Source organism: Synechococcus sp. Minos11 (genome assembly GCF_014279855.1).
Classification (GTDB): Bacteria; Cyanobacteriota; Cyanobacteriia; order PCC-6307; family Cyanobiaceae; genus RCC307.
Genome location: NZ_CP047953.1, coordinates 301,366 through 317,446 on the forward strand (window position 1 = coordinate 301,366; position 16,081 = coordinate 317,446).

Below are 16,081 nucleotides of genomic sequence, written 5' to 3' on the forward strand. Positions count from 1 at the left end.
CCTATGCCAGCGGCACTGGAGTCACCATGGCACGCAGCACGAGCGTGAGCGTGAGCAGCCCGCTGATCAGCGCGCCAATCAGCGCAACGGCGGTGACGGGGTTGCGGGTGCGCGCCAAAAGAGGCTCGAACACCGAGCTGGCCACACCCAATCCAAAGGCGATCAAGTAACGCGGATAGCGCGTCACGTTGGCGAAAAACTCTCCCATCACCTCACAAAACCCATGGCTACTCTGCCGGCAAGCGCTGTTTCGCCCGCCTGCCATGGAGCTTTTTCAGTTCCGCCACTCTGCCTTTTGCGAAAAAGTGCACTTGTTATTGGCGGCAAAAGGACTCAGCTACAGCGTCAACGATGTCACCCCCGGCGTGGGGCAGATCGAACTATTCCAGCTCACAGGCCAGCGGCAGGTGCCGGTGCTGCGCGATGGCGAACAGCTGATTGCCGATTCCAGTGCCATCGCGATGCACTTGGAGTCCAAGCACCCGGAGCCTGCGCTCCTGCCCAGTGATGCCGCCCAGCGCGCTGAGGTGCTGCTGCTGGAGGACTGGGCCGACACGGCCTTGGCCTCTTCCGCCCGCATGGCACTCCTGCAGGGTGCAGCGGAAGATCCTGTGCTTCGCGGCGCTCTGCTGCCCGATGCCACCCCATCGCTGCTGCGCAATTTGATCGGTGCCGTGCCAGGTGATCTGCTCGGTGGTGTGGGCCAATTGCTGCCCATGGGGCGCGATTCGCTGATCTTTGCCCTCGAGCAGCTGCTCACCTTGTTGGAGCAGCGCCCCTATTTGGTGGGTGAGCGCCCCACCGTGGCCGATGTAGCGGTGGCCGCCCAGCTGTATTTGCTGCGGTTCCCATCTGTGGCTGGGCCTCAACTGGCCTCCCGCGGTGTGGCCGGTGTGGCTGATCAGCCCCGATTTGAGCCGCTGTTCCAATGGCGCGATGAGCTCTACCGCACCCTGGGCCGCCGGCCCGATGGCTCAGAAGCGTCGGCTTCGGTTGAGGCCATGCCGGTGGGGTGAGGCGCGCTTGGGCTCGCTGATCACATCGAAATAGCCTCCGGGCATCTTAATTTCGGGTCTTCTTTGCTGGGCCTGCGATGAATCCCCTGGCCCCGGTGTTGCAGCAGGAAGCCCAGGCGTTGTTGAACACGGCCGCTCAATTGCGGCCCGATCAAGCCGAGGCCGCCTTGGATCTGCTGCAGCACTGCAGCGAGCAGGGCGCCAAGTTGGTCGTCACGGGTGTGGGCAAAAGCGGGATCGTGGCCCGCAAGATCGCGGCCACGTTCACCTCGATTGGCCTAATGGCCCTCTATCTCAATCCCCTCGATGCCCTGCATGGGGATCTCGGGGTTGTGGGTGCCGATGACGTTGTTTTATTGCTCTCCAACAGCGGCGAGAGCAGTGAGTTGCTGGCGTTGCTGCCCCATTTGCACCGCCGCGGTAGCGCCTGCATTGCCCTGACAGGTCGGCTGGATTCCAGCTTGGCCAGGGGCGCTCAAGTGGTGCTGGATGGCTCCGTGGATCGTGAGGTGTGCCCCCTCAACCTGGCTCCAACAGCCAGCACAGCAGTGGCGATGGCGATTGGGGATGCCTTGGCGGCGGTGTGGATGCAGCGGCAGGGCATCACCCAGGCCGATTTCGCGGTGAATCACCCAGCAGGTTCCTTGGGGCGGCAGCTCACCCTCAGCGTCGCGGATTTGATGGTGCCCATCGACAGGTGCCCGCCCTTGCCGCCGGATGCTGCATTGGCGGACGTGGTGGACCAGCTCACCGGCGCTCTGGCTGGGGCCGCGTGGGTGCAGCAGCCTGATCAGCCCAAGCGCTTGTTGGGCCTGATCACCGATGGCGACCTGCGCCGCGCGCTGCGAACCCATTCGCCGCAGGCCTGGGCTGCGATTCAGGCCGTCGATTTGATGACCACTGATCCCATCACGGCAGCCCCTAATCAATTGGCCGTTGCCGCTTTGGAGCTGATGGAGCGCAACCGCCGTAAGTCGATTTCGGTGTTGCCTGTGCAAGCGGCCAGTGGGGAGTTGGTGGGGCTGCTGCGCTTGCATGATCTGGTGCAGGCCGGGCTGAGCCGCGCTTCAGGAACCACCACAGACATTCCGCAGGCGGCATGAGCATCCCGTTCACCTTGATCGCTGGGCCCTGTGTGCTCGAAAGCCCTGAGCTGGTTTTTGACATGGCCGCCGCACTCAAGGCCATGAGCGAGCGGCTCGGTATCCGTTTGCTGTTTAAAACCAGCTTTGACAAGGCCAACCGCAGTTCAGGAGGCAGTTTTCGCGGTCCCGGCATGGAGCAGGGCCTTGAGGTGCTGGCCCAACTGAAGCAAGAGTTGGGAGTGCAGCTGCTGACCGATATCCACGAGAGCCACCAGGCTGCCGTGGTGGCTCAGGTGGTGGATGTCTTGCAGATTCCTGCCTTCCTATGTCGCCAAACCGATTTGCTTTTGGCCGCAGCTGCCGCCGTTCAAAACCCAGAGGCAGCTGCCTCGGTTGTGAATGTCAAAAAAGGGCAATTCCTTGCCCCCTGGGACATGGCCCAGGTGGTGAGCAAGTTGCGTGAAGCCGGCCTGCAGAGCCCTGAGCAGCTCTGGCTGACGGAGCGCGGAACCAGCTTTGGCTACAACACCTTGGTGGTGGACATGCGCAGCCTGCCGCAGCTGCGCCAGCAGGGCTGCCCTGTGATTTTTGATGCCACCCACTCGGTGCAACAGCCCGGGGGCCGCGGCAGCAGCACGGGCGGGCAGCGCGAGTTTGTCGCTCCGTTGGCCCGCGCCGCCATGGCGGTTGGAGTTGATGGGCTGTTCATCGAGACCCACCCCAACCCCGATCAAGCCCTGAGCGATGGGCCCAACATGGTGCCGTTGCATCGCCTCGAACCTCTGCTGGAGCAGCTGTTGGCGATTCGCGCAGCCGCCGCAGCGCAGCCGGAGGCCGTGAGCAGCCTGTGAGCCGCCTCAGTCAGTCGCTACGTGGGCTTGAGTTGCTGGTGCTTGATGTGGATGGTGTCCTCACCGATGGCGGCTTGAGTTATGCCCCCGATGGCCAGGTGTGGCGCCGCTTTGATGTGCGCGATGGCTTGGGATTGAAGCTTTTGCAGCAGGCGGGGATCACCTTGGCGTTGATCAGTGGGGGCCGCAGCGGAGCCATTGAGCGCCGCGCCCAGGATTTAGGCATTGAGCACTGCTTCACCGAGGTGCGCGATAAGCAGGCGCAATTGGGCCAGCTCCAACAGCAGCTTCAGGTGTTGCCCGCCGCCACGGGCTTTATTGGCGATGACCTCAACGACTTGGTGGTGCGCTCCCAGGTGGGCGTGATGGCAGCGCCTGCTGATGCCTGCAAGGCGTTGCGCCGGCAGGCCGATTTGGTGTTGCGGCGCCGGGGCGGCCATGGGGCTGTTCGCGAGCTCGCCGAGCGGATTCTCAAGGCACGCGGTGAGTGGACCGCGCTCGCTGCCGGTGGCTGGCGTCAGCGCAATTGAGCTGCGATTGCTCGCGCTTCTTCCAGTTGCTCAGCGGTGTCCACCGATAGCGAATCCGCCTCCACCGGGAAGCTGCCAATGGCGATGCCTGCTTCTAGCAGCTTGAGTTGCTCCAGTTTTTCAATGGCCTCCAAGGGTGAGGCAGGTAGGGCTTCCCATTGGGCTAACACCTCGGCCCGGTAGCCATAGATCCCCACATGGCCCCAGTAGGGGGCATGGGCATGCCATTGCTCTGGCGGCACATCGCGCACATGGGGCAGCGCGCTACGCGAAAACGTGAGGCAACGGCCGTCATGGGCCAGCAGGCACTTCACCACTGCTGGGTTGTGAATCTTCTCAGCAGGTAGGCGATACACCGGAGTCAGCACATCGCTGCGGGCTTCGCGGCAGCGTTCAGCCATGGCGTCAATGATCATTGGGTCCACAAAGGGTTGATCCCCCTGCACATTCAGCACCCAGCAATGGGCTGGGTCATTGGAGCCTGCTACCTCCAACAGCTCCGGCAGGGCGCAAGCCAGCCGTTCGCTGCCGCTGCTGCAGCTCGCTGGTGTCATCAGCACAGGCACAGGTCGAGGCAGGGCCCATTGGCTGGCCTTGTCGCGGAGTTCTTCGCTATCGGTGCAGAGCACAACAGCAGCTGGGTGTTGAGCCTCGAGGCAGCGCTCCAGCACCCGCTGTAGCAAAGGCTTGCCGCCCACATCGGCGAGCAGTTTGCGGGGCAGTCGCTTGGATTCCAGCCGCGCTGGAATGGCAACCACGGTGGTGGGGTGATTCATTCGTCCCACAGGGCCATGGCGTCATCACGGGCGCCAAACCATTCGGCCGCGACAGCCCCGCCCATGCTGCGCTGCCCGCGAAACCAGGGCCCCCCAAGGGTCCAATGCAGAAGGGCCGCCTCCTCACTGGCTGGTTCTTGCACACCCACCAAATGATTCCAGCGGTTGGGGAGGGCACCGATCTGATGGTCGCCGTCGAGCCAATGGAAGCGATGCAGATCAAGCCCGCTTGCTGAGTTCACGTATTCAGGTGTGAGTGCGTGGCAGCGGCTGCAGTTCAGCAGCATTAATGAGCTCCAGTTTTTTTTGGGGTAGGCGCTTTGGGTTTCCCCCAAGAACTTGCTGGCTTCTGTGGGTTGGTGATCGTGTTGCACGCACATCACGGCAAAGCGCTCATCGCGTAGCGCCCACAGGTCGCTGATGTCAGCGCGGCAGAGCATGTCGCAGTCCATGAAGATCGCCCAGCCCTGAAAGCCCATCAGCTGGGGCACCAAAAAGCGAGTGAAGGAGAACGCGGTGCTTTGTTTGGGATCGCGTTGGCGCCAATAGAGCTTCTGCTGCTCAAGCTGGGGGGTCACCAGAGGCGTGATGGCAAGCGGCGCGCTGCTCGTGGCCACAAGCGAATCGATCAACACATTGGTGGCGGCCCGCTCGCGCGGGTCCATGCCAATGAAGATCGAGATGGGCTGCTGCTGCATCACAACCGAATGGGAGGTTCTGATCCGACCTGATCAACTTGCTGCAGATCCGGCGCTGTGCTGCCGATGTTGTGCAGTTCATTGGGTTGCTAGGGCGCTGAGATGCGCTCCAACATCAAGCTGAGCTTCTGGCTGCTGCGTGCTGCGCCCGCCAGGCCGTCTTCCGGTGAGCCGTAGCTGGCTTGCCACTGCTCACCACTGATTTGATCGGGGCCCAACAGCTCGTAGCTGCTGAGGGTTTCAATGCGGCTGATCCGCGGCGGTGCGCCCCCTTGCCGCAGCAACTGCAGGCTGAGTTCGTCGGCCAGAAAGGCATTGGGACTGGGCGTTTCGCTGCGCCGGCCACTGATGCGCGTGTCCAAGACGCGGTCATCGCTCAAGCGGGCCAGCTGCCGGTTCGGATTGCCGGGATCGTCCTGCACCTCCAGCAGCTCATCCCCCAACACGGCCCGGCCGATGGCCATGGCGTTGGCTGCTCGGGTGCCCACAACCGCACCATCAGTGCGGCGCTGAAAGTGCACCTCAGCGCTGATGCCATCGCTGCTGCTCAGCTGCCAATCGCCTTCAAACCAGGCCGGATAGATCAGGTCATCACCAGGGCTTGGACGCGGCAATGGAGCCGGCAGTTGCCAGCTGGGCCATTGCTCTAGCCGCAGGCTCAAGGGGCCGGCCGCTGCACTGATGGGCAGCAGCAGCGCCAAGATGAGCCCCAGCAGGCTGGTGGCCATGTCTGATCCCCTCATCCGCGAGCTTGATCATTACGTGGTGCTGGATCCAGCCGTGGGCGAACAAATCCTCAGCGCTGCTGAAACCCGTCACTGGTTGGCGGAGCAGCTGCAACGCCTCAAGCAATTGCCGGCCGACATCGCTGCTGTCGAGGGTCTGCCCCAGCAGGTGGAATGGCTCATCGACACGGCCTGTGCGCTGGAGATTGAGCCGGGGCTCACGGTGCAGTGGTTTGCGGTGCGCCTGGAGCCTTGATTGCCTGAGGGGTTGGCCCGTAAGGTCCGCCCGAGCAATGAATGCGTGGCAATGGATGTGATGGCCCAGGCTGCGGCTGAGTTCGCTGCTGCTGCTCCTTTCCCTCACATTGTTTTGAGGGATTACTGGGATTCATCCATGCTTCGGCAGGTTGCCGCGGAGTGTGATGCTTTTGTGAATTGGGATGGTGAGAAAAAGTTTTTTGGATCGGTTGGCAAACGCTTTTGTGGAACTCGCGCGAAATTGCCGCCAGCAACATTGGGCTTGATTGATTTCTGCAGCACTCCTGAATTCCTTGGGTTTTTAGAACAGCTCACAAGTATTGATGCGCTCATCCCTGATCCCTATTTGTTCGGCGGTGGAATCCATTCAACGATTAACCAAGGCTTCTTGAAGATGCATGCAGACTTCAACTGGCACAACAAGCTTCAGCTCTACCGCCGTCTGAATGTTCTGATCTATCTCAATCCCAATTGGGATCCTGCTTGGGGCGGAGATCTTCGTTTGGCTCGCTCTCTTGATCAAGGCTTGCGTGTGGAGCAAGCGATTTTCCCAGAGTTCAACACCATGGTCGTTTTCAATACAACTGATTCGTCATTCCACGGTCACCCCGACCCGATGCAGTTGCCAGATGGTATGGCCCGCAACTCAATTGCTCTCTACTACTACACAGCTGCAGCGCCAACGAATTCATCGGCTCAGAAAAGAACGGATACTGATTACCGCTTTAGTTGATGGGATTCAGATCTGGTTTGCGTAAAAGATTGGGTAATTCACTCAAGACCCGCTCGCTGATGCCGCTGGCGCCCTCTCCTTGCGCGCTCACGCGGAGATCGGCTTGCCCATAGAGGGGTTGGCGTTTCTCTAAGAGTCCGTGCAGTTGTCCTGCTGGATCGTCTCCAGCCAGCAGCGGCCGTCCGCCGGGATCAGCCTGCAGCCGGCGCATCAGCTCCTCTTCAGCCACATCCAGCCAGATCACCACGCCCTGGCGCAGTTCGCCCCAGTTCGCTGGCACGGTGACAATGCCGCCGCCGGTGGCCACCACCAGCGAATGCCACTGGCTGAGCTGCTGCAGCACCTGCCTCTCGAGCTGGCGGAAGCCCTCCTCCCCATCGCGCTCAAAAATCTCGGGGATGCTGCAGCCAGCGGCTTGGCTGATCACCGCATCGGCATCAAGAAAGCGATAGCCCAGGGCCTTGGCCAGCAACGGTCCCACCGTGCTCTTGCCGCTGCCCATCATTCCCACCAAATACAGGTTCGTGCCCTGGAGCCGTTCACCAAGGGGCTGGGATGGATCCGTAGGATGCATGCGCTTTACAAGCTGTGACAATTTTGGCGCCACAGGTGATTGGGCATGCTGCCACGGCCCCCCACGGCCAGGGCAGGTCCTGCGTGATCACGCGCCGGGCCACCTTCAGTTCGAGCCATCTCTATTCCCTGCCGGAGCTGAGCGCCGCTGAAAATCAGCAGCGTTTTGGCCCCTGCAGCCAGGCGCCAGGCCATGGCCACAACTACGAGTTGATCGTGGCCATGGAAGGCGGGCTCGATGCCAACGGCATGGTGCTCAACCTGTCCGATGTGAAGCATGCGATCCGCTCCCAGGTGACCGAGCAGCTGGATTTCCGCTGCCTCAACACCACCTGGCCGGAGTTCGATGTGGAAGGCAGCCAGCAGGCCGCTTTGCCCACCACCGAGTGGTTGCTGTATGCCATTTGGCAGCGCCTATCAGCGCATCTGCCCCTGCGCAGCCTGCGCCTGTTTGAACAATCCACCCTCTGGGCCGATTACTTCGGCAATGACATGGAAGCCTTCCTCACCATTCGCGGACACTTTGCGGCGGCCCACCGCTTGGCCCGTGAGGAGCTGAGCCAGAGCGAAAACGAAACCATCTATGGCAAGTGCGCCCGGCCCCATGGCCATGGCCACAACTACCTGCTCGATGTGACGGTGCGCGGCCAGATCGATCCCCGTAGCGGCATGGTTTGTGATCTGGCTGCCCTGCAGAAGCTGCTCGATGACGAAGTGCTCGAGCCCTTCGATCACACGTTCCTCAACAAGGACGTGCCGTTTTTCGCCAGCTGCGTGCCCACGGCTGAAAACATCGCTCTGCACATCGCTGATCGGCTCAAGGCGCCGATCGCTGATCTGGGTGCCTCACTGCACAAGATCCGCCTGCAGGAGAGCCCCAACAACGCCGCTGAGATCTACGCCGAACCCGCCCAGGTGTGACGCTGCGCCTGGTTCTGGCGGTCAGCCTCGATGGCCGGCTGGCACCCCCTGCAGGCGGAGCTGCCCAATTGGGTGGCGCCGGTGATCGCTGCGTGCTTGAGGAGGCCCTGGCCTGGGCTGATGTCGCGGTGGTGGGTGCCGGCACCGTGCGGGCCCACGGCTGCAGCTGTTTGATTCATCGCCCTGAGTTGCAGCAGCAGCGCCAGTCCCGCGGACAGTCGCTGCAACCGCCTTTGCTGATTGCCAGCCGCCAGGCCACTCCAGTGGGCTTTGATCCCGCTTGGCGCCTTTGGGCCCAGCCCTTGCAGCTCTGGTGGCTGAGCTCAGCGCCGCTGTTGGCGGCGCCGCCTGCTGGGTTTGCGCGCCAGCTTGCTTTGGAGAGTTGGCAGGGCTTGCTGGCCCAACTCAACACCGAGGGGCATCAACGCGTGCTGCTGTTGGGTGGGGCCCAGCTGGCTGGGGCCTTGCTTCAAGAGGATCTCGTCGATGAGCTGCAGCTCACCATCTGCCCGCTGGTGCTGGGCGGTGAACACAGCTGGCTGCCGCCTTCCGCACAGCCCCAGGCTGATCGCTGGTTGCTGCAGGAGCAGCGCTCCTTAGGCGATGGGGAGGTGCTGCTGCGCTATCAGCGCAAGGGGAACTCCTGATCCCACACCGGCTTGGCGCTTTGCATCAGCCGTTCGATGCAGGCCGAAGCCACACCCAAGCTGGCGGGCCCCAGGCTGCCTTCAAGAGCTTCACGGGCCACTTGGGCCAAGCTGCCTTGCTGGCTGATCTCCTCCACCAGGCAAACGCTGGCGGGTTGTGAGATCTCTGAGCAGATGCTGCGCAGATTCAAGAAGCTGCCGTCAGGGCTGTTGACGGCTTTTTCGCATTCCCGCGTCATCTGCAGCTCCAGCTGCGGCCGCAGCACCATCAACAGGTCTTCGGTCGGCGTGCTGGTTTGAGCCAGGATCAGTAAGGGCAGCAGCATCGAGCCGTTGCGGGTGTGACCTCAGCCTGCAGCACTCCCCAGCCGTGCGATGGCCTGATTAGGTTTTGCAGCAACTCCAGCCCCACTGTGAGCGAGTCCGATCACTCCGCTGAGGCCTTGGAGGCGCGCTGGCATAAGCAGCTTGCCGAGATTCCTGAGCAGGCTTGGGATGCTCTGGTGGCCTCCGCTGGACTGCCGTTCTACCGCTGGGCTTGGCTGGAAGCCTTGGAGCGCTCCGGAAGCATTGTTCCCTCCCAGGGCTGGCAGGCTTGCCACCTCAGCCTGTGGCGCGAGCAACGGCTGATTGCGGTGGCGCCGCTCTACGTCAAAGGCCATAGCTACGGCGAGTTCGTCTTTGATCAATCCTTCGCTCAACTCGCTGGACAGTTGGGCCTGCGCTACTACCCCAAGCTGCTGGGCATGAGCCCATTGAGCCCGATCTTGGGCTATCGCTTCTTCATCGCCAGCAGTGAAGAGGAGGGCGCTTGCACTGCGTTGATGCTGCGCTTGATCGATCGCTTTTGCGAGCGCAACCAACTGTTGAGTTGCAACTTCCTCTATGTCGATCCGGCTTGGCGGCCCCACGCCGAAGCCGCTGGCTGCTCCGCCTGGCTCAATCAGCAGAGCCTGTGGAGCAATCCCGGTTACGGCAGCTTTGAGGACTACCTCGCCAGCTTTAACGCCAACCAACGCCGCAATATCCGCCGCGAACGCAAGGCCGTGCAGCAAGCGGGCCTGCAGGTGAGCGCCATTGCCGCGGAAGCGATCACGCCGGAGCTGTTGGCGCGCATGCATGGCTTTTATGAAGACCATTGCCGCCGCTGGGGCATGTGGGGCAGTAAGTACCTCACCGAAGAATTCTTCTCACTGGCTCAGCAGTTGCGTCAGCACCTGGTGCTGTTCAGTGCCCATCGCCACGGGGAGGATCCTCATCAGCCCATCGCCATGAGCCTCTGCGTGCGGGAGGGCAATCACCTCTGGGGCCGGTATTGGGGTTCAACGGTGGAGATCGACAATCTCCACTTCGAGGTCTGCTATTACGCGCCGATTGAATGGGCCATCGCTCAGGGCATTCGCCATTACGACCCAGGTGCCGGCGGTAGCCACAAGCGCCGCCGCGGTTTTGTGGCCCGCCCGCATGCCAGCTTGCACCGCTGGTATGAGCCCCAGTTCGCCGGCTTGATTAAGCGTTGGTTGCCATTGGCCAATGCCCAGCAGCTGGAGGAGGTGGAGGCGATTAACGCAGAGTTGCCGTTTAGCGGCCGCCAGATCCCGCTGGCCCCAGAGCAGGGCAAAATCGAAGGCTGAGCCACCACCTGTCATGGCACCGCTCTCGCCCCAGCAGCGCCGCGAGCTGGATGATGCCCACTCCAACCGCACGATCGAGCTCGATCCCAGTGGCTATTTTCTGATCCGTGTGGATGCTGCTGCTGGCGAGCTGGTGGTCCAGCACTTCGGCAATGCCATCAATGACCAGGGGCTTGCCACCGATCCAGACACTGGTGAGGTGCTCAGTTGCCGCGGTGGTGGCCCACGTGCAGCGTCAGCGGAATACCGCGGCCGCAGCGCCAAAGAGCTGGGCATGGCGCTGACCGAAAGCGCCGAGCCTTTGCCGCTCAGTCGATTGGATCACGCCTTGTACCTAGGCCGTGAGCTGCAAAAAGCGGAGCTCTGCCTCGAGCAGGGCCTCGACTACGTGCAGGACTGACTCAGGCGGGCTGCAGTTCGCGCTTGGCCGGCAACTCAGCAAGTTGCTCTTGGATTTCCTGGGTCACCACACCGCGGTACTCCTGGAAGTGCTCGTTGTGAGCTAACACGACAAGGAACTGCTCCAGCAGTGCGGGGTTGTGAATGGCCATACCCACCATGTAGCGCCAGAAGCGGAAGCGCGTGCTGCGTTTGATCCCTTGGCGCCACACCACGATCGAGAGCGCGCGGAGGTCGACCAGGGTGGGCAGCTTGGCGGCAGCCTTCCAGCGAGGAGCACCCATCTTCAAGTAGTAGGAGTACACCCGATCCATGTAGGCATTGGGCTCATACAAGGCGCAGAACGCGTCTACGTATTCATTGGCGATCTCGCGGATCGGCCTGGTTGGAACGAAGTTGAGCAGGTTGGTCTGGTTCACGCCCTTAGCGGCGTCTTCGTTTTGGATCAGGCGACCTTCTTTCTCCAGGCGTGCCCACAGCGCTGTTTTGGGCAAGGCCTGAAGCATGCCCATCATTGCCGCTGGAATGCCGGTGCGGGTGACGAACTCAACGATGCGATCGCCGGCGCCGCTCTTTTCGCCATCGAAGCCGATGATGAAGCCCGCCATCACGCGAATGCCATTGGCCGTAATGCGGTCGACCGCAGCATCGAGGGGGTTGCGGGTGTTTTGCACCTTGCGGGCGGTTTCCAGACTCGCTTCATCTGGGGTTTCAATCCCGAGGAAGACGCTTTCAAAACGGCAATCGGCCATCATTCGCATCATCTCCTCGTCGTCGGCGAGGTCAACTGAAGCTTCGGTGGCAAAGCTGAAGGGGTAGCCGCGCTCTTCTTGCCACTTGCGAATTTCGGGCAGCAGCAACTTGGCGTTGCGCTTGTTGCCGATGAAGTTGTCGTCGACCAGGAAGATCGAACGGCGCCAACCCAAGTCGTAGAGGTATTGCAACTCGGCAACGAGTTGCTCGGGAGTCTTGGTGCGTGGTTTGCGGCCGTAGAGCACGATGATGTCGCAGAACTCGCAATTGAATGGGCAGCCCCGGGAGAACTGCACGCTCATCGAGTCGTAGGCATCGAGCTGAAGCAGATCGAAGCGGGGAATCGGGGTTGCCGTCACATCGGGCTTTTCGCCTTCCGAGGAGAAGCGTCCGCTGCGCTCGCCGCGCTCGATGGCTTCGATGAACATCGGCAGGGTGATTTCACCCTCATCGAGCACCTTGAAATCAGCCAGGTCCAGCTCAGGTGCATCGGGAGTGGAGCTGGCGAAGGGGCCGCCAACGGCCACAGGCAAACCACGCTCTTTGGCGTTGGCAATTTGCACGGCCATGTCGTCCTTCTGGACGATCATTCCGGAAATGATCACCAGCTCAGCCCAGTTCCATTCGGCTTCGGTGACCTCACGCACATTGCGGTCCACCAGCTTCATCTCCCACTGCTGGGGCAGCAGGGCCGCCACGGTGACCATGCCAAGGGGGGGCAGCAGCACCTTGCGGTTCACCAGCTCCAAGATCTTCTCGTAGCTCCAGAAGGTCTTGGGGAATTCGGGGTAGATGAACAGGGTGCGCATGCCCGGTGACGTTGCGGTGGCGCTATCGCCTGAATGTGGCAAACCCTAATCGGTTTCGTCGTAGGAAACGCCACATCTGCTCTAATACCCCCACTGACACAAGCGGCCATGGGCATCGCCCTTTATCTCACCTGGGTTGGCGGATTCCTGGTCACCGCTGTGGTGCTGACCCGTCTGCTGAAGGGGATCAAGCTGATCTGAGCTCAATCAGATGCCAAGGTCAGCCGGTCTTGACTGTGCCTGATGAGCTCTTGGACGGCAATCACCAGGCCGATAGCGCCCAGCACCGCGCAGGTGGCACCAAGGCCCCAGCGCATCGTTAAACCGGCAGCGAGTAGCCCACTGAGGCCGCCGCCGCCCAAAAATGCAATTTGCCCCAGTCCTGCCATGCGTCCGCGCAGCACTTGGGAGGCTCCCACTTGGGTGATCAGGTTGGTGCCTGAGAGCAGCACTGCTGTTCCCCAGCCAATCAAAAAGGCCATCGCCAGGGTCCAAGCCCTGGGCCCGTCGATGCCCAGGCCCAGCTGAGCTAATGAGGTCAGCAGGGCACTGCTGCCGAGCAGGAAGGCGGGCCGTTGGCTGAGCCGAAAGCTATTGCGTTGCAGCAGCACGCCACCGGTGATGCTGCCTGCGGCCAACACACTGGTGAACAGGCCCAGATCCTGAGGGCCGGGCCCGATGAAATCCGCCGCCATCACTGGGGCTAAGCCAGGGTGAAAAAAGCCCACCAGGCAGAACAAGGCGGTGAAGCGCAGCACATGGCGTAGGTCGGCTCCGCAGCCGCGCCAGGCGGCCCAGAGGCTGGCGCTTTCGCCTTGCTGGCTGCGCTGCTCCTGCTCCCGCAAGGGCTCCAGCAGCCACACCACACTCACGATCGGCAGGATGTAGGTGCTGGCATCAAGCAGCAGCGCCAGCGATGGGCCCGTTAGGGCCACCAACAGCCCTCCCACCGGCGGGCCCACCAATTTGCCCACGTTGAAGACCACCGAAAAGCTGGTCAAATAACTGCCGAGTTCGCCGGGGTGTTGCACCAGCAAGGCGCAGTACTTGTTGCGGGCGGTGAGCTCATATGCACTGGCGATCCCCACCAGCAGGGTGCTGAGCAGTAGCAGTGCGGCCTGCAGCGCCCCTGAAGTGAGGGGCATAGCCAGGGCTCCAACGAGCGCTCCGCCTAGGAGTCCGAATTGAGCCCAAACCAACACCCGCTCGCAGCCATGGCGATCGGTGAGCACTCCGGCAGGCCCGCTCACCACCAGGGTGGGTAGGGCCAGAACTGCGAATTGCAGGGCCACGATCAACGGGTTGTTGGTGCCGCTCATCAGCACCCAGCCTTTGGCCGTTAGGCCGGCAAAGGAGCCCATCGTGCTGAGCCCGGAGGCCAGCAGGAACAGATTGCGTTGAGCAGGGAGGCTGAAGCGGGCTTGCCTCACGAATGCCGCACGGCATCAACCATTTCTTGGGCTCCCACCACTTCTCCTTCCAAGTCGTAGATGTCGGCTGCGGTGATCCGCACTGGAACCATGGTGCCAGCGCTGGCCGCGGCTCCGTGGCTGCCAGCTCGAATCCGCACCTCTCCATCCACATCCGGGGCAAAGCGCAGGCAGCGGCCAATCAGCTCCCCGCTGCTTGGGTTTTCCTGCTCCACCAACACATCAACGATGCGTCCCACCCAGGCCCCATTGCGCTCGGCGCTGATGGCCTGCTGGGCTTCCATCAACCGGCCGCGGCGGGCTTCAGCCACCTCTGCGGGCACGGCATTGGGAAGGTCGGCAGCTGGGGTGCCGTCTTCCGGTGAGAAGCAGAACACGCCCACATGGTCAAAGCGCTGCTCTTGCACAAACTCCAGCAGGTGCTCGAACTGCTCTTCGGTTTCACCCGGGTAGCCAACGATGAAGGTGGTGCGCAGCACCGCATCGGGCAGCTGCTCTCGGATGCGCTGCAGCAATTGGCCATTCACCCCCTCTTGCCAGGGCCGATTCATGGCCCGGAGCACCTCCGGGTGGCTGTGCTGCAAGGGCAGATCCAGGTAGGGCAGCACGTTGGGCACCTCGCGGTACGCCGCCAATACCTCGGGGGTTAGGCCTGTGGGGTAGGCGTAGTGCACCCGAATCCAGGGGATTTCCACCTCGCCTAGGGCCCGCAACAGTTCAGCCAGCTGGGGTTTGCCGTAAAGGTCGAGTCCGTAGTTGGTGGTGATTTGGCTGATCAAGATCAGCTCCTTCACCCCCTGGGCCGCCAGTTGTTGGGCCTCGGCCACGATCGATTCGATGGGCCGTGAGCGCTGATCACCGCGCAACTTGGGAATGATGCAGAAGGCGCAGCGGTAGTCGCAGCCTTCCGCCACTTTTAGATAGGCCACCGCCTCGGAGGTGGTGCGGTAGCGGGGCAGGTTTTCATCAGCAACAAAGGTGGGCACCTGGCTCACCCGGTTCACCCGCTCGCCGGCCTCCACCTGCTCGAGCACTTCAACGATGTGTTGGTAATCGCCAGTTCCAACGATGGCGCGGGCCTCCGGCAGCGATTCCAGGAGCTCCTCTTGGAAATGCTGCGCTAGGCAGCCGGCAATCACGATCTGCTTGCCCTGCTCGGCGAGGTCCACCAGGGTGCGCACCGATTCAGCGCGGGCGTCCTGAATAAACGAGCAGGTGTTGACCACCACCACTTGGGCATCGGCTTCATCGGCGCTGACTCCGTAGCCCGCTTGTGCCAACAGGCCCAGCATGTGCTCGGTGTCGACGCGGTTTTTTTCGCAGCCCAGGTGGGCAAAGGCCACCGTGGGCCGGGCGGTGGTTGCTGTGGAAGCCATGGCAGCATCAGCCCAACAGTTCAACGTAAACCTTGGTGGCTGCTGCTCCCTGGTCATCGCTGTTTGCCCATGACCGGCCGGCATTGATCGGCGTGTTGCATCTCCCGCCGTTGCCGGGCAGTCCGCGCTGGCAGGGGGATTTCGAAGCAGTGCGTCGCTTTGCCCTGGCTGATGCAGCGGCCTACCTGGCGGGCGGCGCTGATGGCTTGGTGGTGGAGAACTTCGGCGATGCGCCCTTTTTTGCCTCCGCCGTGCCGTCCCACACCGTTGCTGCCATGGCTCGCATCGCTGCTGAGGTGGTGGAGGCTGCCGCCGGAGTGCCGGTGGGGATCAATGTGCTGCGCAATGACGCCCAAGCCGCCATCGGGATTGCTGCGGCCAGCGGCGCCTCCTTTGTGCGGGTGAATGTGCTGAGCGGTGCCATGCTCACCGATCAGGGCCTGATTGAAGGGCGAGCAGCGGAGTTGCTGCGTTTGCGCCGGCAGCTGGAGGCCACAGAGGTTGGGATTTTTGCTGATGTGTTGGTGAAGCACGCCTATCCGCTGGCGCCCCAGCCGATCGGGGAAGCCGTGGAGGATTGCTTGGGCCGAGCAGGCGCTGACGGGGTGATCGTTAGTGGTGTGGCCACCGGTGCTGCTCCCGATCCCGATGATCTGGCCGCAGCTCGATCAGCTGCTGGCAGCGCTCCGGTGTTGATTGGCAGTGGTTGCCATGCGGGCAATGCCACCAGCCTGGGGGCCAGCGCCGATGGCGTGATTGTGGCCAGCTCGCTCAAGCGCGATGGCCTGTTGGCCAATCCGGTGGATCCCTTGCGGGTGCAAGCCCTACGCCAAACCTTGCAGCGATGCCAAACTTCCTGAGTAAGGA

Annotated in this window: 21 protein-coding genes; 12 read left to right on the top strand and 9 right to left on the bottom strand. The window is 62.3% G+C overall.

Going from position 1 to position 16,081, the window contains the following annotated elements; translation table 11 throughout:
- Position 1: 1 nt before the first annotated feature.
- Complete coding sequence (locus SynMINOS11_RS01475) at positions 2-208, bottom strand: DUF751 family protein (RefSeq protein ID WP_043736450.1); 207 nt, start codon at positions 206-208, stop codon at positions 2-4.
- Positions 209-263: 55 nt separating this feature from the next.
- Here SynMINOS11_RS01475 and SynMINOS11_RS01480 point away from each other — a divergent pair, with 55 nt between their 5' ends.
- The 4 genes from SynMINOS11_RS01480 to SynMINOS11_RS01495 all read left to right on the top strand — a co-directional run bounded on the left by SynMINOS11_RS01480 (position 264) and on the right by SynMINOS11_RS01495 (position 3,482).
- Positions 264-1,016 (top strand): glutathione S-transferase family protein, encoded by a 753-nt coding sequence (locus SynMINOS11_RS01480; protein ID WP_186549389.1) that lies wholly within the window; start codon positions 264-266, stop codon positions 1,014-1,016.
- Between the two features lie 77 nt (positions 1,017-1,093).
- Positions 1,094-2,119 carry a KpsF/GutQ family sugar-phosphate isomerase gene (locus tag SynMINOS11_RS01485; protein WP_186549391.1) on the top strand — a complete coding sequence of 342 codons (1,026 nt, stop codon included), beginning with the start codon at positions 1,094-1,096 and terminating at the stop codon, positions 2,117-2,119.
- The gene (gene kdsA / locus SynMINOS11_RS01490) at positions 2,116-2,952 is read left to right on the top strand and encodes a 3-deoxy-8-phosphooctulonate synthase (protein ID WP_186549393.1); all 837 of its coding nucleotides are present in this window, start codon (positions 2,116-2,118) and stop codon (positions 2,950-2,952) included. Before SynMINOS11_RS01485 ends, kdsA begins: the two co-directional genes overlap by 4 nt.
- Positions 2,949-3,482: a KdsC family phosphatase gene (locus tag SynMINOS11_RS01495; RefSeq protein ID WP_186549395.1), complete on the top strand. Its 534-nt coding sequence runs from the start codon at positions 2,949-2,951 to the stop codon at positions 3,480-3,482. Before kdsA ends, SynMINOS11_RS01495 begins: the two co-directional genes overlap by 4 nt.
- Here SynMINOS11_RS01495 and kdsB read toward each other — a convergent pair.
- From kdsB to SynMINOS11_RS01510, 3 genes are all read right to left on the bottom strand, one after another.
- Positions 3,470-4,258, bottom strand: coding sequence for a 3-deoxy-manno-octulosonate cytidylyltransferase (gene kdsB, locus SynMINOS11_RS01500; RefSeq protein WP_186549397.1), 789 nt, complete (start codon positions 4,256-4,258; stop codon positions 3,470-3,472). The genes SynMINOS11_RS01495 and kdsB overlap by 13 nt on opposite strands.
- On the bottom strand, positions 4,255-4,956 hold the full coding sequence (locus SynMINOS11_RS01505) for a glycosyltransferase (RefSeq protein ID WP_186549399.1): 702 nt from the start codon (positions 4,954-4,956) through the stop codon (positions 4,255-4,257). The genes kdsB and SynMINOS11_RS01505 overlap by 4 nt, the downstream gene beginning before the upstream one ends.
- 89 nt (positions 4,957-5,045) lie before the next feature.
- Positions 5,046-5,684: a DUF6816 family protein gene (locus tag SynMINOS11_RS01510; protein WP_186549401.1), complete on the bottom strand. Its 639-nt coding sequence runs from the start codon at positions 5,682-5,684 to the stop codon at positions 5,046-5,048.
- Between SynMINOS11_RS01510 and SynMINOS11_RS01515 the strand changes: the two genes are divergently transcribed.
- A complete protein-coding gene (locus SynMINOS11_RS01515; protein WP_043736453.1) occupies positions 5,683-5,937 on the top strand; it encodes a chlororespiratory reduction protein 7 in 255 nt (84 codons plus the stop codon). The genes SynMINOS11_RS01510 and SynMINOS11_RS01515 overlap by 2 nt on opposite strands.
- Positions 5,938-5,997: 60 nt before the next feature.
- On the top strand, positions 5,998-6,672 hold the full coding sequence (locus tag SynMINOS11_RS01520; protein ID WP_186549403.1) for a 2OG-Fe(II) oxygenase: 675 nt from the start codon (positions 5,998-6,000) through the stop codon (positions 6,670-6,672).
- Here the strand turns inward: SynMINOS11_RS01520 and SynMINOS11_RS01525 are convergent.
- Complete coding sequence (locus SynMINOS11_RS01525; RefSeq protein ID WP_186549405.1) at positions 6,665-7,246, bottom strand: shikimate kinase; 582 nt, start codon at positions 7,244-7,246, stop codon at positions 6,665-6,667. The two genes, SynMINOS11_RS01520 and SynMINOS11_RS01525, sit on opposite strands and share 8 nt — an antisense overlap.
- A 14-nt stretch (positions 7,247-7,260) precedes the next feature.
- On the opposite strand from SynMINOS11_RS01525, the gene SynMINOS11_RS01530 reads away from it, so the two are divergent.
- Positions 7,261-8,166: a 6-pyruvoyl trahydropterin synthase family protein gene (locus tag SynMINOS11_RS01530; RefSeq protein ID WP_186549407.1), complete on the top strand. Its 906-nt coding sequence runs from the start codon at positions 7,261-7,263 to the stop codon at positions 8,164-8,166.
- Positions 8,163-8,813, top strand: a complete 651-nt coding sequence (locus SynMINOS11_RS01535) for a RibD family protein (RefSeq protein WP_186549409.1) — start codon at positions 8,163-8,165, stop codon at positions 8,811-8,813. Before SynMINOS11_RS01530 ends, SynMINOS11_RS01535 begins: the two co-directional genes overlap by 4 nt.
- Here the strand turns inward: SynMINOS11_RS01535 and SynMINOS11_RS01540 are convergent.
- Entirely contained in the window at positions 8,792-9,139 is a 348-nt protein-coding gene (locus SynMINOS11_RS01540; protein ID WP_011934712.1) for a hypothetical protein, read from the bottom strand. The two genes, SynMINOS11_RS01535 and SynMINOS11_RS01540, sit on opposite strands and share 22 nt — an antisense overlap.
- Before the next feature lie 87 nt (positions 9,140-9,226).
- Between SynMINOS11_RS01540 and SynMINOS11_RS01545 the strand changes: the two genes are divergently transcribed.
- Together SynMINOS11_RS01545 and SynMINOS11_RS01550 are read left to right on the top strand one after the other, a co-directional pair.
- A complete protein-coding gene (locus SynMINOS11_RS01545; protein WP_255445439.1) occupies positions 9,227-10,447 on the top strand; it encodes a GNAT family N-acetyltransferase in 1,221 nt (406 codons plus the stop codon).
- Positions 10,448-10,460: 13 nt separating this feature from the next.
- On the top strand, positions 10,461-10,847 hold the full coding sequence (locus SynMINOS11_RS01550; RefSeq protein WP_011934714.1) for a DUF4346 domain-containing protein: 387 nt from the start codon (positions 10,461-10,463) through the stop codon (positions 10,845-10,847).
- A gap of 1 nt (position 10,848) precedes the next feature.
- On the opposite strand, the gene SynMINOS11_RS01555 is transcribed toward SynMINOS11_RS01550, so the two are convergent.
- The gene (locus tag SynMINOS11_RS01555; RefSeq protein ID WP_011934715.1) at positions 10,849-12,408 is read right to left on the bottom strand and encodes a B12-binding domain-containing radical SAM protein; all 1,560 of its coding nucleotides are present in this window, start codon (positions 12,406-12,408) and stop codon (positions 10,849-10,851) included.
- Positions 12,409-12,516: 108 nt separating this feature from the next.
- On the opposite strand from SynMINOS11_RS01555, the gene petL reads away from it, so the two are divergent.
- Positions 12,517-12,609, top strand: coding sequence for a cytochrome b6-f complex subunit PetL (gene petL / locus SynMINOS11_RS01560; RefSeq protein WP_043736458.1), 93 nt, complete (start codon positions 12,517-12,519; stop codon positions 12,607-12,609).
- A 2-nt stretch (positions 12,610-12,611) separates the two neighbouring features.
- Here the strand turns inward: petL and SynMINOS11_RS01565 are convergent, their stop codons facing one another.
- Together SynMINOS11_RS01565 and rimO are read right to left on the bottom strand one after the other, a co-directional pair.
- The gene (locus SynMINOS11_RS01565) at positions 12,612-13,838 is read right to left on the bottom strand and encodes an MFS transporter (protein ID WP_186549411.1); all 1,227 of its coding nucleotides are present in this window, start codon (positions 13,836-13,838) and stop codon (positions 12,612-12,614) included.
- Positions 13,835-15,214, bottom strand: coding sequence for a 30S ribosomal protein S12 methylthiotransferase RimO (gene rimO / locus SynMINOS11_RS01570; protein ID WP_043737672.1), 1,380 nt, complete (start codon positions 15,212-15,214; stop codon positions 13,835-13,837). The genes SynMINOS11_RS01565 and rimO overlap by 4 nt, the downstream gene beginning before the upstream one ends.
- A 35-nt stretch (positions 15,215-15,249) precedes the next feature.
- On the opposite strand from rimO, the gene SynMINOS11_RS01575 reads away from it, so the two are divergent.
- Positions 15,250-16,074 carry a BtpA/SgcQ family protein gene (locus SynMINOS11_RS01575; protein WP_255445440.1) on the top strand — a complete coding sequence of 275 codons (825 nt, stop codon included), beginning with the start codon at positions 15,250-15,252 and terminating at the stop codon, positions 16,072-16,074.
- Positions 16,075-16,081: the final 7 nt, after the last annotated feature.